The organism is Enterobacter cloacae complex sp. IR5458 (assembly GCF_049238025.1).
Classification (GTDB): domain Bacteria; phylum Pseudomonadota; class Gammaproteobacteria; order Enterobacterales; family Enterobacteriaceae; genus Enterobacter; species Enterobacter kobei.
In genome coordinates, this window is record NZ_JBMKIF010000021.1 from 60944 (window position 1) to 75479 (window position 14536).

Sequence of the window (14536 nt, forward strand, 5' to 3'; positions counted from 1 at the left end):
ATGAAAGTTTGGCCTGTCAAACATAGCCCGTTATTGCGTCAACCTGAACGCTTTATCGCCAGAGATGAGCTGAAAGCACTGATTCAAAAGGTGACGCATAACCTGGTCAATATCCACGACAAGACGGGTGAGTTTTTGCTGCGGCTGGACGACGGGCGCGTGATCGACACCAAAGGCTGGGCCGGATGGGAATGGACGCACGGCGTCGGTTTGTACGGTATCTGGCAGTATTACTGCCAGACCGGTGACACAGGCATGCGCGAGATTATCGACAGCTGGTTTGCTGACCGTTTTGCTGAAGGTGCCACTACCAAAAACGTCAATACGATGTCACCGTTCCTGACGCTGGCCTGTCGTTATGAAGAGACCAAAAACCCGGCCTGGCTGCCGTGGCTGGAAAGCTGGGCGGAATGGGCGATGACCGAGATGCCGCGCACCGATCACGGTGGCATGCAGCACATCACCCTGGCGGAAGAGAATCATCAGCAGATGTGGGATGACACGCTGATGATGACGGTGTTGCCGCTGGCGAAAATCGGCAAACTGCTCAACAAACCGGAGTACGTTGAAGAGGCGGTGTATCAGTTCCTGCTGCACGTGCAGAACCTGATGGACCGGGAGACGGGCCTGTGGTTCCACGGCTGGAGTTACGACGGCAACCATAACTTTGCCCGTGCCCGCTGGGCGAGGGGCAACAGCTGGCTCACCATCGTGATTCCGGATTTCCTCGAACTGATTGATTTGCCGGAAAACAACGCCGTGCGCCGTTATCTGGTGCAGGTATTGAATGCGCAAATTGCCGCGCTGGCAAAGTGTCAGGACGAGAGCGGCTTGTGGCATACCCTGCTGGACGATCCGGGCTCGTACCTGGAGGCGTCCGCGACGGCCGGGTTTGCCTACGGGATCCTGAAAGCGGTGCGTAAGCGCTATGTTGCGCCTGCGTATGCTGACGTTGCTGAAAAAGCGATTCGCGGCATCGTGAAAAATATCTCGCCGGAAGGGGAGTTATTGCAAACGTCGTTCGGCACGGGGATGGGCAGCGACCTGGCGTTTTATCGCCAAATCCCGCTGACGTCGATGCCCTACGGACAGGCCATGGCGATTCTGTGTCTGACGGAGTATTTGCGGAAGTATTTCTGATAATAAAAAACCCGGCGGCTGCCGGGTTTTTTGTATTACATACGCTCTACGGTTTCGATACCCAGGGTATCCAGACCCAGCTTCAGGGTCTTCGCCGTCAGCTGCGCCAGCTTCAGGCGGCTGTTGCGGACCGATTCATTTTCCGCAGACAGAATAGGGCAGTGCTCGTAGAAGCCAGAGAACAGACCCGCCAGATCGTACAGGTAAGCGCACATAACGTGCGGCGTACCGTCACGGGCGACAACCGTCAGCGTCTCTTCAAACTGCAGCAGACGCGCCGCCAGCTGGGCTTCACGATCTTCCGTGATGGTCACGCTTGCATTCGCCAGCACGTTTTCATCAATGTTCGCCTTACGGAACACCGAGAGCACGCGGGTGTAAGCATATTGCATGTAAGGCGCCGTGTTGCCTTCAAACGCCAGCATGTTATCCCAGTCGAAGATATAGTCGGTGGTACGGTTTTTAGAGAGATCCGCGTATTTCACCGCGCCGATACCGACGGCGTTAGCCAGTTTTTCCAGCTCGTCGGCAGGCATGTCCGGGTTCTTCTCTGCCACCAGACGACGGGCGCGCTCCAGCGCTTCATCCAGCAGGTCAGACAGCTTCACGGTACCACCCGCACGGGTTTTGAACGGCTTGCCGTCTTTACCGAGCATCATGCCGAACATGTGGTGTTCCAGCGGAACGCAATCCGGTACGTAACCGGCTTTACGCACGATAGTCCAGGCCTGCATCAGGTGCTGGTGCTGACGGGAGTCGATGTAGTACAGCACACGGTCAGCATGCAGGGTTTCGTAACGGTACTTCGCGCAGGCGATATCGGTGGTAGTGTAGAGATAGCCGCCATCCTTTTTCTGGATGATCACGCCCATCGGTTCACCTTCCTTGTTTTTGTACTCATCAAGGAACACGACCGTTGCACCTTCGCTCTCAACCGCCAGGTTTTTCGCTTTCAGGTCCGCCACAATGCCCGGCAGCATTGGGTTATACAGGCTTTCACCCATGACATCATCACGGGTCAGGGTCACGTTCAGACGGTTATAGGTGAGCTGGTTCTGGGACATGGTGATGTCCACCAGCTTGCGCCACATCTCGAGGAAGTATTGATCGCCGCCCTGCAGCTTGACGACGTAGCTGCGCGCGCGCTCGGCAAAGGCTTCGTCTTCGTCGTAATGCTTTTTCGCTTCGCGGTAGAACCCTTCGAGGTCCGCCAGCGCCATTTCGCCCGCGTTTTCCTGCTGCTGTTTTTCCAGGTAAGCAATCAGCATGCCGAACTGGGTACCCCAGTCGCCAACGTGGTTTGCGCGGATTACCTTGTGACCGAGAAACTCAAGCGTGCGCACCGCGGCATCACCAATGATGGTGGAACGCAGGTGGCCAACGTGCATCTCTTTCGCCACGTTCGGGGCAGAGTAGTCGATCACCACCGTCTGCGCTTGTGGTCGGGAGACACCCAGACGGTCTGATTTCAGCGCCGCGTCAACGTGGCTTGCCAGGAATGCAGGCTCCAGGAAAATGTTGATAAAGCCCGGGCCAGCGATTTCGGTTTTGCTGGCGATACCGGTGAGATCCAGATGCGTCAATACCTGCTCAGCGAGCTGTCGCGGCGGCATGCCCAGTTTTTTAGCCACTGCCATCACGCCATTAGCCTGATAGTCGCCAAACTGTACTTTTGCTGACTGACGAACCTGTGGTTCGCAATCCGCAGGCGCACCTGCGGCAATCAGTGCCTGACTGACTTTTTCGGAGAGAAGAGCCTGAATATTCACCTGGATACCTTACGTTTTTGATGCGGGCCTACAACCGCCCGCGCCAGTTAAAGAATTTAGGGCGGGAGTATACTGCAAATGCCTTCTGCCGTCAGCATTGCGGGGCCCGAAGATTGCTCAGAATCCAGCCAGAGAAGAGGTGCATAAACATGCAGTCGTAAAAACCGCGATTCAGAGGTTGGTCGAAACAGGGCAACAGAGTAAATTAGCGGCTTTGCGACATGAAAAGAGACTGACGTATGGCGAACTGGCAATCCATTGACGAACTGCATGATATTTCCGCAGATTTACCGCGCTTCACCCAGGCGTTCACAGAACTTGCCACCCGTCTTGGTCTGGATATCGCGCCGCTTGAGGCCGATCACATCTCTTTGCGCTGCCATCAAAACGCGACTGCCGAGCGCTGGCGTCGCGGGTTTGAACAGTGTGGTGAGTTGCTTTCTGAGAACATGATTAATGGTCGTCCCATTTGTCTGTTCAAACTGCATGAACCGGTCTGCGTGGCGCACTGGCAATTCACCGTTGTAGAACTGCCATGGCCGGGTGAAAAACGTTACCCGCACGAAGGCTGGGAGCATATCGAAATCGTTCTGCCGGGTGAGCCGGAAACGTTGAACGCGCGCGCGCTGGCCCTGCTCTCAGACGAGGGATTAAGCCAGCCGGGCATTTTTGTGAAGACAAGTTCGCCCAAAGGCGAGCGTGAGCGTCTGCCTAATCCGACGCTGGCCGTGACTGACGGGCAGGTGACAGTGAAATTTCATCCGTGGACCATTGAGCAGATCGTTGCCAGCGAAGCCTGAGAGTTGTGACTCGTCGCTGAGACCCAAAACAAGAGGCGTGCCATGATGGCGCATTAAGCCGATTTTAAGGAGGAGTCGATGGCGCTGCTGGAGATTTGTTGTTATAGCGTGGAGTGTGCCGTCACCGCGCAACGGAAAGGGGCCGATCGCATTGAACTGTGCGCCGCCCCGAAAGAAGGAGGGTTAACGCCCTCATACGGCGTGCTGACGTCGGCCCGTAAGGCCGTCACCCTTCCGGTACACCCCATTATTCGTCCTCGCGGCGGTGATTTTTGTTATACGTCGGGTGAGTTCAGTGCCATGCTTGAAGATATCGCCCTTGTTCGTGACCTCGGGTTCCCCGGGCTGGTGACCGGCCTGCTGGATGAAGACGGTGAGGTCGATCTGCCGCGTATGCGTCAGGTGATGGACGCCGCAAAAGGAATGGCCGTGACGTTTCATCGTGCGTTTGATATGTGCAAAAACCCACTGCAAGCGTTTGATACCCTTGCCGAACTGGGTGTGGCGCGCGTTCTGACATCAGGGCAACAGTCTTCTGCTGAAAAAGGTCTGCAATTAATTACGGAACTAAAAGCCCATTCCGGTGTTCCAATAATAATGGCGGGTGCGGGAGTCCGTGCCGGCAATCTGGAACGGTTTTTAAACGCCGGGGTGGAAGAGCTTCACAGCTCTGCGGGGAAATGGATACCTTCACCCATGCGTTATCGCAATACAGGGCTGTCAATGTCGACGGATGCTGAAGCGGATGAGTATTCACGCTACGGTGTAGATGGAGAGTCGGTTGCGGAAATGAAGTCGCTGATTGAGCGCTATCACGTGTAGCAACGTACCGATTTTTACCGCGCATCATGTCGCCCAATATGATGCTTGCTTGTACCAGGCCCCTGCAAATTACACAGGGGCCTTTTTTTCTCCTTCATATTTCAAGCCGCAGCCGCGTTGGCCGCCTCGCTCACCCCGGTCACTTACTGATGTAAGCTCCCGGGGATTCGCTGCGTTGCCGCCTTGCTGCAACTTGAACTATTTTGGAGAAAACGTGCGACGCGTAGGCCGGGTAAGGCGTAGCCGTCACCCGGCTAAAGGGTTACGGCTTCGTCGCGATCAATACCGCACGCATCGGCGCCGGATAGCCTTCGATGGTTTTGCTGTGGTCGGCCGGGTCAAGGAACTGCTCCAGCGACTCGGTGATCATCCAGTCGGTGCGGCGCTGCTCCTCGAGTGACGTCACGCTGACATCGGCAATCCGCACATCCACAAAACCGCACTTCTCCAGCCAGTTCTTCAATGCCAGCGCGGACGGGATAAAGTAGACGTTACGCATCTGGGCGTAGCGATCGCCCGGCACCAGAACAGCATGTTCGTCACCTTCGATCACCAGCGTTTCCAGTACCAGTTCGCCGCCGCTGACCAGCTGATCTTTCAACTGCCACAGATGTTCAAGCGGGGAGCGACGATGATAGAGCACGCCCATGGAAAATACGGTATCAAACGCTTTCAGGGCAGGAAGTTGCTCAATTCCCAGCGGCAGCAGGTGGGCGCGCTGGTCGTTGCCCAGCAGTTTACGCACTGCTTCAAACTGGCAAAGGAACAGCTGCATTGGGTCGATACCGACTGCCAGATGCGCGCCTGCGCCAATCATGCGCCACATGTGGTAACCGCTGCCGCAGCCCACGTCCAGAATAGTGCGCCCGGTCAGGTCAGACAGATGAGGCAGAACGCGATCCCATTTCCAGTCGGAGCGCCATTCGGTGTTGATGTTCACCCCGTAGAGCGAGAAAGGCCCTTTGCGCCACGGCATCAGGTTACGCATCAGCGTTTCGATGCGGTTGATCTGCCCGGCCGGGAGCGGTGCTTCGCTTTCTGCGGTGACGCTGTGAAGCAGGTCCAGACGATGCGGGGTCAGCTCTGGCAGATACTCCACCGCATTTGACCACTGCTTTAACAGGCCGTGCTGCTGATCGCGCTGCCAGGCGGCAATCTGCGCGGGCAGAGTTTCCAGCCAGTGAGACAGATGGTTTTTAGCTATCAGCTGATAGAAATTACTGAACTCAATCATGCTGCATCTCCGGCTTTTAGCGCCACCAGTGAGCCAAAGTTAAAGCACTGGAACCACAGTTCGCTATGCTCAAATCCGGCTTTGCGCAGGCGTGCTTTGTGGGTTTCTACGGAGTCTGTCAGCATCACGTTTTCCAGCATGCTGCGCTTCTGGCTGATCTCCAGCTCGCTGTAACCGTTCGCACGTTTAAAATCGTGGTGCATATTGAACAGCAGTTCGCCAACGTCGGCATCCTCAAAGCTGAATTTCTCGGAAAGCACCAGCGCGCCGCCGGGATTTAGCCCCTGGTAAATTTTGTCCAGCAGCAGCTGACGGTCTTCAGGCACCAGGAACTGCAGGGTAAAATTCAGGATGACCATCGACGCGTTGTGAATTTCAATCTCACGAATATCGCCTTCGACGACGTCCACCGGTACAGGGGCTTTATACGCATCAATATGGCGACGGCAGCGTTCTACCATCGCCGGGGAGTTGTCGACGGCAATGATTCGGCAATCTTCATGATGAACGTTACGACGTACCGACAGCGTTGCCGCGCCGAGCGAGCAGCCCAGGTCATAGACCTGCGTGCCGGGTTGAACGAAGCGCTCAGCCAGCATACCGATCATAGAGATAATATTGGAATAACCGGGAACAGAGCGCTGGATCATATCCGGGAAGACTTCGGCTACCCGTTCATCGAAGGTCCAGTCGCCCAGGCTGGCGATAGGCGCGGAAAAAAGCGTGTCGCGATCTGACATAACGTAAAAATCCGGGAAAAATAAAGTGGCGTATTGTGCGCTAATGGAGGGAGAAAACCAACTCCCACGGCATATACCAAAGGTTAGCCAGCACCATCAGCAAAAGCGAACACCAGGTCGCGCTCATGCCGGAACGACGCCAGCGGAATAAGCGGTGGTGAAAGCCATAATAATGCATTAGCCGGCCAGCAATCAGAAGCAGGCCACAGACGTGAACCATCCAGGTTTCTGCGCCATTCATCTCCATAAACAGCAGTAAAATCAAGGCGACGGGGATGTATTCGACCGCATTACCGTGAATGCGGATAGCGCTTTGCAGTTCCGAAAAACCGCCGTCACCATAAGAAACGCGGTACTGCATTCTCAGACGCACAACATCAAATGAAAACTTAATCAGCAGTAATGCACCTAACACCGCATACAGCGCGCTGACCATACAAACTCCCTGTTTTTGGCAGATGGCACTTCACTATGATAGGAGGTGATATCAGAAAAGAGAAGATTGTTGTGGAATGGAGGGGGCGTTGCCCACGGCGGGAACCGCGGCCTGCAAGGCCTGCCAGAGAGCATCGACCAGTTCGGGTGCCTGCGCAATATCCGGTGTGTGCAAAAAGAGATAGGGCGTAGTGGTTTGCTCCCACTTTGCTAATTTTTGCAGCCAGACGGCGAACATCGCCTGATTTTGCTGCATGTTGTCGCTACCGATGAACCTGACCATCGGGTTTTGCGCGGTGACGATGGCGTGGACCGGCACTTTCGGTTTTTTGCGTTGTGCATCCACAATCGCTTCACTGTGCGGGATTGCACTGTGGACGGGGCGACTGTCAAGAATGACACGGTTGACCGCACGTTCCAGCAGGCCGCGGTTGAGCGCTATTTCTGCTTCACCTTTGGCAAAAAATTCAGCATGCCTGACCTCCACGCCGTAGGTAAACTCGCGGGGCAGGCTATCCAGAAACTGCCACAGGGCAGGCAGATCGCGAGGGCCGAACGTGGCGGGAAGCTGGAGCCAGTATTGCCCAATCCGGTTCGCCAGTGGCGACATGCGCGAAAAGAATTCTTCGGTTAAATCCCCGCAGTTGCGCAGCGCGGCGTTGTGGGAGATGGTCGCCGGAAACTTAAAGCAGAACCGGAAATCGTCGGTCGTTTGCTCCCGCCAGCGTTCAACAATCTCCGCTTTAGGCAGCGCGTAGAGGGTCGTGTTGCCCTCGACACAGTTGACATGTCGGGCGTTATTAACTAACTTACTGATTTCAATAATGCTCTGGCGCTGCTATGTATGCTTTGGGGCATCTGTGGGGCAAAATCCGCGAGCCTCTGATTCAGCATTGCGATCTGCTCACTACTGCTGTCTGCCATCCACGCACCGTATACGTTGAAGACCATCTGGGCGCTCGCATGGCCCATCTGACTGGCAATGAAGCTGGGGTTAGCGCCAGCTGACAGTGACCAGCACGCATACGTGTGACGCGACTGATATGCTTTCCTGTGCCTTATCCCTGCTCGCTTCATCGCTGCGTCCCATAAATCACCTATCGAGTCGACTTTGTAGATGATCCCCACCTGCTGACATTTTCTGACCAGTTGAGGGTTGAAAACAAATGTACACTCGTGGCTCTCAGTTCTGCCATATTCGCGCAGCTGAACATCGATCTGATGCTTTTTTCCAAGCCTGGTCATTTCCGCCTGATTCCTCAGGACGCTGATCGCAGGCTGAATGAGGTGTATCACTCTGTTGGTACTGGCCTCAGTTTTCGGTAGAGTGAATTCACCCAGTTTTGTATAATTACGCCTGATTGTTATTGTTCCAGCTTCAAGATCGATATCCTCCCAGGCCAGGGAGGTCAGCTCCCCATGACGCACCCCTGTGTATACTGCAAGTGACCACAGGTTTTTCGTCTGCTGATGCCGGCATGCATCAATCAGGCGAATAAATTCGTCACGAGTTAGCGGATCTGGCTCTGCCCTGGCTTTTTTAAGAGGCTTGATCCCGTCGAATGGGTTCGCCTCTAAGTAACCGTGATCTGCGGCAAACTGAAACATTCCGGCAATCGTTGTCATGTAATAATTTACGGTGACAACACTTCGTCCCTTTGCCGGGACCTTCCCCTTCATTGGCATCTGGTGACGGGTCAGTAAATCTTTCCTGATATACAGTAATTCCTCTTTAGTCACCGCCGACACCAGCCGATTACCCCCGATCCTTGGCACCATATTCCTTGCGACTGACTCATAACGGTTGAGTGCGTTCGCGCAGATTTCCATTCTCTTCAGATCCAGCCACTTTTCGGCAAGCTCTGACACTGTAATTTCTTTCTTACCCACCCCAAAAGTCTTGAGGTTAGGGGAGTCCGGAAACTGTGCCGCGTACTCAAATGTGCCTGTTCTGATGGCAAAGCATACCGATGTCCGCAGTTCCCCGGCGATCTTCCTGTTCTTAGCGGTGTCAGGGACACCGAGGCTCTCCCTGACACGCTTACCTTTGAAATTAAACCAGATGCGCAATGTGCCACCGTGGTTTTCGACGCCTGTTGGATATATAACTTTATCCATTGATTCCTCCAGACGCCCAAGAGCGATATGAGATTACCTTTTTCATGGCCTCAGATCACCCAGGCTGTTTGTTTTTCATTGAGGCCACCCACGCATCGACCGCTTTACGGTTATACATGCACTCGCTGGAAGGTTTCGGATTTCCGTCAGGTGAAACATGCACATATTCCCGCCCAACCAGCCAGCATTCTTTTCTGGCCCGGAGGATGGTTCCGGGCTTGAGCCCGGTAACCGCAATCAGAACCTTTTCGCTAACCCAGTCATTCGGTACCAGAAGAACAACGTCGCTCATAATCACCTCACACCACATCCAGACCACGGCAGTGACACCAGACCTCAAACATCCGCTTAACCACTTCCCGGCAGTAAAGCCCCTGAATATCCCGCGTCAGGTCGTAGCGGCTTCCGTACCGCTGGCGAACCCACATTTCGAAAGCCTGATGCATCATTTCACCTCCACGCCGATCCCGGCTGAAATTAGCATCGCAGCGCATTCCTCACGCATGCTCCCGGCGCCAGCGGCGAAGCCCTGATACCACTCTTCCTTAGAGCCCAAAAAAGGAAGGGCCGGAAGGGTGATGGTCAACGGTTTACCAGCAGTGACGCCGTGAACCGGCACACTTCCCGGGCTATTACAGCTCTGTACTTGCTCCTCGAGGGGGAGGGTGCCGCTTTGCTCCTGCACCACCTGCACCTCCTGCACTTTTCCGATGTGCCTGCTGTTTTGTGTGGAGCCTGCAATTTCGCCCGCGGCAGCACATTCGAGAGCACCCAAAGCGAATCCGACAGCCTGCCATACATTTTTATCATCGGCAGAATCCAGTCTTGCAATCGCCAGAGCCGCCACCCGGCGCCAGCGCTCTATCTCCTGGGCCATGTAGTAGCCTGTTTTGCTCCAGATATCGACGCTATCGCCGGTCATGTCCGGTTCCATCGTCGCCATCAGAATGGCGTCGTGATAGTCCTGGCTGCCGCTGGTGATCGCAACGGCGTAGGTGTCACTGTTTTCGCGCTTATGAATAAGCACTACCGGATTAAGAATTTTGCTCATTGTGCAGTCTCCTTTTCGGCCTCAATGATGCTGTCAGTCATCATCATTAGTGATCTGGCAAAGTCGTCGTAATCAGTCCATGCGCTATTTTCAAAAAATTGCGCTGCGAGTAGCGGTGCCAACTGGCAGACCAAATACTGTCGGTAGGTCATGCCTCGTGGTGTATCGGTACGCGCACAGGGGAAAGCTGAATGCTGGCCTTTTTTCATCGTCATTTCCCTCAGTGCATAACCGGCATGTCAGGCATGCCTTCTTTCTGAATCTGTTCGATGAAGCTGTCGTGCAGCAAATTAAAACCCTCCCGGCCAAATTGTGACAGCTGAAGCCCCTGCACTTCGTCTTCCGCTAACATGCCCTTGTACATGCGCAGAGCCATCTGCTGACCAAGCTCCTGGCCGTATTTCTCAATGGCAATACCTTCCACATGATTAGCAAGTGCGAATCGCTCTGGCGCAGGATAAATACTGATTGAACCGTGCTGGCCGGAGTAGATAACTGCGGTGTCAAACCCTCCAGAATCGTTGGCAACCTCAACTGTGCCGTTCTTTGCCTGCTCCTCGGTAATGAAGACCGCAACAAGCATCCAACGCCAAATGATGATTTCTTTCTCGATGCCAGGGGTAAACCAGCCGCTTTCAATCGCTTCCATGATGCAAGCCAGCAGATCTAATCCATCCGGAATTCGTTTGTCATAGTTGCCATTGTCGAGCTGGCGAACCGCGACGGAATAACCAATGACGCGGTTACCAAAACGGATGCCTGTTGATGTCGGCTCCGGAGTAAAGGCTGAAGCAATCATCAATACACTCCTTTAGGCTTGATGGCTTGAAGTGCATCGACCTCTTTAATGAACCGGTCATGCATCGCGTCCCATTTTTCACACCATTTCTCCATTTCTCGCTTGCGCGCCAGGATGCGACGCAGACGGCGAACACAACGCTGGTGGGCGGCCAGATACTCAACCTTTGTTTCCCCGTCACGCCATACCTCCCTGTCATCGCGATCAATACGCACCCTCGGGTGACGCTGCGGAAAACCTGAACGCTCAAAAGCCTCGGTGGTCATGAAGAAAGCCAGATAGCGGATCGCCGTATCTCGCGTGAAGCATTTTTTGATACGACCGTGGCGTACTGCCACGAACAGCGGGCCAACTGGCGTATCGTGCTTCTGTAATGCCAGATCAATTGTGCTTACGGTGCGTTTATCGTTCATTTCCGATCCTTAACTTTTGAATAACGCTCATGGGACATTACTTCCCAGTTCTTGCCGCCATCGCGGGAGAGTAGCCGCCAGCGGTGGTTAACCTTGAGGCTCAAATTACCGGAGCCGTGCATACGGCAGGGGTGAATGCGCCTTGCTCTGAACTGGCTTAAAACGTGTGCTGCTTTGAGGTGAACCCACTCAGGAATTCGTATCGCTGTCAGTGCCATCAGATCCCCCCATTTCATGACCCTCCGTTTTCGGAGCCTCTACTTTTTGTTTTTTGACGAACTCAACCAGCTCAGAAATGAGCTCGTCGATTAATTCCTTCCCGCAATCCGTGAGGAATTCACCGCTGCCATTAACATCAACAGCGCTGCTGTAAATTCCCTTGATAGCTTTTACGCCTTCGACATTCCCGTACTCACTGATCGCAAGCCTTTCGAATTTTCTCAATAATCCATCGAGAAGAATCTCTGTTAACTCGACCGTGTTAATACCGCCTTTATTGAGCTTAATAACAAGGCAGTTACTGCCCGTTTTACGCTGGTGGCGTAATAACGCTGCCTTTAAAATTCGGCGGCGGTAGGTTTCAATTACGTTGTTTTTCACGACGTTCAAACTCCGAATCCATCCACATTGAGACCTGAGCCGACAAGTCAAGGCAGAGGCCAGACAGAGAAATTATTTGCTCGATATCCATATCAATAATATTGGAGTTAATTAATTCCATTAATTGATACAGGTTATCTGCTGTGTTTTTTGCGGTTTCTAGAGAGCTGTCTTTACTGAGCATATTCAGACCCCGTAAGCTTTGCGCATGAAAAGGTTAGAGATATGGCGGTATTCCTCACCATAGGTCGCGAAGAAAAGCCGTGCTGTTTTGTATGCCGCTTTATCGATTAACATTTACTTACCCATTTAAAAGTTGGTTAACGTGGTTGAGTAAATCGCTGTTGCATTCCCGCTATTTTTTTCATCAGGCCTGCATGTAGTAGTGGGTGAATCTCATCACATGTGGGCTTCCAGTCCTTAGCCTGTTGCATCTTGGCTGTGTGCCAGGCTAAGTGGGCTTCCTGTGTGGTGTTGAAAAGCCCAAGGTGTGAAATCTTTCCGTTTACGTTGATTCGTGCCCGAAACTTAGCGGACTGTTTATGCCAGATAACACCCTGTGGGTATTTCCCTCGTAAACGGGCGCGATCACCTGTAAATAAGTTAAGTGCTGGGGGAACAAATACGCAGTATTCAGGACCATATATCTTGTTACCAGGGTGTAGCAGGTCCTTATCTAGCACATATCCATCGCGATAGTTTTCTTTCCAGAACGCCAGAAAGTTTGAGAATCGCAGCCACTCATCGGCAACAGTACATCCGGCGTAACTGTGCTCTAACTGTTCTGTGTGCGGTTTGTAGCAGCGAGATAACATGCCGCTCCAACGACGGTGAGCGCTGTGGTGGCACATTATTCCGTCGATGATAATAGTGCTGGGGAATTCTACGTCATAATGACCAACACCATACTCCAGGCTTTTTAAATGCCTACGCCGCGAAACTTTTGATTCAAGAAGACTATCTATTTCAGATTGGTTCATTTCAATCTCCTCTGAAATTTGGTTGCACGTATCCCCACCAGGGATGGTGTGATTTAAACTACCTATTAATTAATTTAATTTTATTTCGATGCTTTTCAGTAATTCATGTACCTTAATGGTATTATCGAAAATAAGTGATGCCATCAGGCAATCAGCGTCATCACTGTCTTTTCCTGAAAAATATGATTCGTTATATACGTGAGCCAGTTCCCTGAGTTTTGCAGCGCTGACTGTGGCATAAAAAATATCATCGGCAATATCATCTCTATTCCCGATGGGGGGGGTTAACTGTCTTTGCAGTATTTGCTAACTCTTCGATGTATGCGTAAGCTGTTTCACGGGTTTTATCGAAAGAGCGAATGAGGCAGGCTAAGCCGCAATCAGTTTCCTCGTTCATTTCTTCGGTGTTTCTATAAATCATTTCCAGAAGAGTATTGCCTTCGGAAATCTGAGCGACGATATCATGAAGCATGTCTAATGGAGTTTTCATTTATTTATTCTCCGGCCAATCATAACCAAGTTCATGGTTTAGAACAGAAAGATTATCCCTTAACTGATTGATACAAATTTTAATGAGTGCCGCTGGTTTATATGCAACATCTGGATCTGATTCTGCGTACTCAAGCGCATTGATTACACGATCAATATCCATCGCAATTTTGTGGACAGTTCCGTTCTCGGAAAGCATTTGCTCTACATTCATTTCATAGGCTCCGTTGTCTGCTGATGAAGTGAATTTAGCAAAATGGTAAAAGCCATGCAAATGATAAATGCTAAATTATTTACTTTTTCTTTTATGTATTTGATAAATAATATAATTATTTATTATTATTCTTCGGTGGGCATAAAAAAACCGACCATCAGGTCGGTTGGAGGGGGATAAAGATGGGGTTTACAGGGCGGGCATTTCATCATTGTCAACATAACGCGTATGCTTAACAATAGCTGAAACAAAATGCATTTTCTCGATGCTATCAGGACTTAAGGTGATGGGCCTGTGATCACTGTTTACACTTGAGAATTGATAATCGCCATCGCGAGTTTTACTCATGATTTTTATCATGTTATGCCCATCTTTTGTTCGCACAAAAACCTCATCACCTGTATGAACTTGGGTGTTTGGCTCTATGACGACATATTCTCCAGACTGTATGCGTGGCCACATGCTGTCTCCCTTCACTTTCAGCCCATAGGCATCCCTATCCGCGCTGTATATTTGTAGCCATCCAGCGTGGATCTCTAGCATATCGATCATTCCGTCAATCCCAAGAATCGCTTCCCCTACAACTGGTACAGCTCCCGGACGGACTGATCCGACATACTCCAACTCGCTTTTAATACTGCCAGGAGCATTGTGTGGACTATCCAGCCACCCAAACGGACGATCCAAGGCCTGTTCAATCTTTCTGGCCATTTTGTCCCCTATGTTTCGATGGCTATTGCCCCCAAGCAACTGGCTCAACTGGGCAGGGCTTATCCCGCACAATTCTGCGAAAGCTGCTTTTGTCGTATGTCTGTCGCGCTTCAGGAACTCAACAATGAGCTGCTCAAGGTTTGATTTGCGTATGCTTTTTATGTCCATGTCAAAATAATCTCATTATTTAGCAATGTGGTAAATACACAAACTGCTAAATG

21 protein-coding genes and 1 pseudogene are annotated in these 14536 nt (G+C 52.1%); 3 read left to right on the forward strand and 19 right to left on the reverse strand.

Annotation, left to right across the window (positions count from 1 at the left end; translation table 11 throughout):
- Positions 1-1140 carry a glycoside hydrolase family 88/105 protein gene (locus ACOTYN_RS17060; RefSeq protein WP_047027937.1) on the forward strand — a complete coding sequence of 380 codons (1140 nt, stop codon included), beginning with the start codon at positions 1-3 and terminating at the stop codon, positions 1138-1140.
- A gap of 35 nt (positions 1141-1175) precedes the next feature.
- Here the strand turns inward: ACOTYN_RS17060 and argS are convergent, their stop codons facing one another.
- On the reverse strand, positions 1176-2909 hold the full coding sequence (gene argS, locus ACOTYN_RS17065; RefSeq protein ID WP_045134196.1) for an arginine--tRNA ligase: 1734 nt from the start codon (positions 2907-2909) through the stop codon (positions 1176-1178).
- Between the two features lie 239 nt (positions 2910-3148).
- Between argS and ACOTYN_RS17070 the strand changes: the two genes are divergently transcribed.
- Positions 3149-3709, forward strand: a complete 561-nt coding sequence (locus tag ACOTYN_RS17070; RefSeq protein WP_014884329.1) for a VOC family protein — start codon at positions 3149-3151, stop codon at positions 3707-3709.
- A 78-nt stretch (positions 3710-3787) separates the two neighbouring features.
- A complete protein-coding gene (gene cutC / locus ACOTYN_RS17075) occupies positions 3788-4531 on the forward strand; it encodes a copper homeostasis protein CutC (RefSeq protein WP_014884328.1) in 744 nt (247 codons plus the stop codon).
- 262 nt (positions 4532-4793) lie between these two features.
- Here cutC and cmoB read toward each other — a convergent pair whose 3' ends face one another.
- The 18 genes and pseudogenes from cmoB to ACOTYN_RS17165 all read right to left on the reverse strand — a co-directional run bounded on the left by cmoB (position 4794) and on the right by ACOTYN_RS17165 (position 14483).
- Positions 4794-5765 carry a tRNA 5-methoxyuridine(34)/uridine 5-oxyacetic acid(34) synthase CmoB gene (cmoB, locus tag ACOTYN_RS17080; RefSeq protein ID WP_014884327.1) on the reverse strand — a complete coding sequence of 324 codons (972 nt, stop codon included), beginning with the start codon at positions 5763-5765 and terminating at the stop codon, positions 4794-4796.
- Complete coding sequence (gene cmoA, locus ACOTYN_RS17085) at positions 5762-6505, reverse strand: carboxy-S-adenosyl-L-methionine synthase CmoA (RefSeq protein WP_014884326.1); 744 nt, start codon at positions 6503-6505, stop codon at positions 5762-5764. The genes cmoB and cmoA overlap by 4 nt, the downstream gene beginning before the upstream one ends.
- A gap of 40 nt (positions 6506-6545) precedes the next feature.
- Positions 6546-6941 (reverse strand): MAPEG family protein, encoded by a 396-nt coding sequence (locus ACOTYN_RS17090; protein WP_014884325.1) that lies wholly within the window; start codon positions 6939-6941, stop codon positions 6546-6548.
- Positions 6942-6992: 51 nt separating this feature from the next.
- Entirely contained in the window at positions 6993-7766 is a 774-nt protein-coding gene (locus tag ACOTYN_RS17095; protein ID WP_332956989.1) for a DUF72 domain-containing protein, read from the reverse strand.
- On the reverse strand, positions 7745-9058 hold the full coding sequence (locus ACOTYN_RS17100) for a tyrosine-type recombinase/integrase (protein ID WP_058662518.1): 1314 nt from the start codon (positions 9056-9058) through the stop codon (positions 7745-7747). Before ACOTYN_RS17100 ends, ACOTYN_RS17095 begins: the two co-directional genes overlap by 22 nt.
- 55 nt (positions 9059-9113) lie before the next feature.
- Positions 9114-9350, reverse strand: coding sequence for an excisionase family protein (locus tag ACOTYN_RS17105; RefSeq protein ID WP_006811088.1), 237 nt, complete (start codon positions 9348-9350; stop codon positions 9114-9116).
- Positions 9351-9357: 7 nt separating this feature from the next.
- Complete coding sequence (locus ACOTYN_RS17110; RefSeq protein ID WP_180260395.1) at positions 9358-9507, reverse strand: hypothetical protein; 150 nt, start codon at positions 9505-9507, stop codon at positions 9358-9360.
- A pseudogene (locus ACOTYN_RS17115) lies at positions 9504-9632 on the reverse strand (hypothetical protein); the annotation flags it as partial. The pseudogene ACOTYN_RS17115 and the gene ACOTYN_RS17110, both read right to left, overlap by 4 nt.
- Before the next feature lie 473 nt (positions 9633-10105).
- Positions 10106-10318, reverse strand: coding sequence for a hypothetical protein (locus tag ACOTYN_RS17120; protein WP_180260396.1), 213 nt, complete (start codon positions 10316-10318; stop codon positions 10106-10108).
- Between the two features lie 11 nt (positions 10319-10329).
- Positions 10330-10908, reverse strand: coding sequence for a hypothetical protein (locus ACOTYN_RS17125; protein ID WP_332956852.1), 579 nt, complete (start codon positions 10906-10908; stop codon positions 10330-10332).
- Entirely contained in the window at positions 10908-11321 is a 414-nt protein-coding gene (locus tag ACOTYN_RS17130) for a hypothetical protein (protein WP_049005488.1), read from the reverse strand. The genes ACOTYN_RS17125 and ACOTYN_RS17130 overlap by 1 nt, the downstream gene beginning before the upstream one ends.
- Positions 11318-11557 carry a hypothetical protein gene (locus tag ACOTYN_RS17135; RefSeq protein WP_418251298.1) on the reverse strand — a complete coding sequence of 80 codons (240 nt, stop codon included), beginning with the start codon at positions 11555-11557 and terminating at the stop codon, positions 11318-11320. Before ACOTYN_RS17135 ends, ACOTYN_RS17130 begins: the two co-directional genes overlap by 4 nt.
- Positions 11511-11921 carry a hypothetical protein gene (locus ACOTYN_RS17140; protein WP_058647499.1) on the reverse strand — a complete coding sequence of 137 codons (411 nt, stop codon included), beginning with the start codon at positions 11919-11921 and terminating at the stop codon, positions 11511-11513. Before ACOTYN_RS17140 ends, ACOTYN_RS17135 begins: the two co-directional genes overlap by 47 nt.
- Complete coding sequence (locus tag ACOTYN_RS17145; protein ID WP_016240231.1) at positions 11902-12105, reverse strand: hypothetical protein; 204 nt, start codon at positions 12103-12105, stop codon at positions 11902-11904. The genes ACOTYN_RS17140 and ACOTYN_RS17145 overlap by 20 nt, the downstream gene beginning before the upstream one ends.
- A 136-nt stretch (positions 12106-12241) precedes the next feature.
- The gene (locus tag ACOTYN_RS17150) at positions 12242-12901 is read right to left on the reverse strand and encodes a hypothetical protein (protein WP_016240230.1); all 660 of its coding nucleotides are present in this window, start codon (positions 12899-12901) and stop codon (positions 12242-12244) included.
- A gap of 265 nt (positions 12902-13166) precedes the next feature.
- Positions 13167-13391, reverse strand: coding sequence for a hypothetical protein (locus ACOTYN_RS17155; RefSeq protein WP_232419724.1), 225 nt, complete (start codon positions 13389-13391; stop codon positions 13167-13169).
- Complete coding sequence (locus ACOTYN_RS17160) at positions 13392-13604, reverse strand: hypothetical protein (RefSeq protein WP_032665917.1); 213 nt, start codon at positions 13602-13604, stop codon at positions 13392-13394. It abuts the gene before it with no gap.
- 189 nt (positions 13605-13793) lie between these two features.
- On the reverse strand, positions 13794-14483 hold the full coding sequence (locus ACOTYN_RS17165; RefSeq protein ID WP_000351985.1) for a S24 family peptidase: 690 nt from the start codon (positions 14481-14483) through the stop codon (positions 13794-13796).
- Positions 14484-14536: the final 53 nt, after the last annotated feature.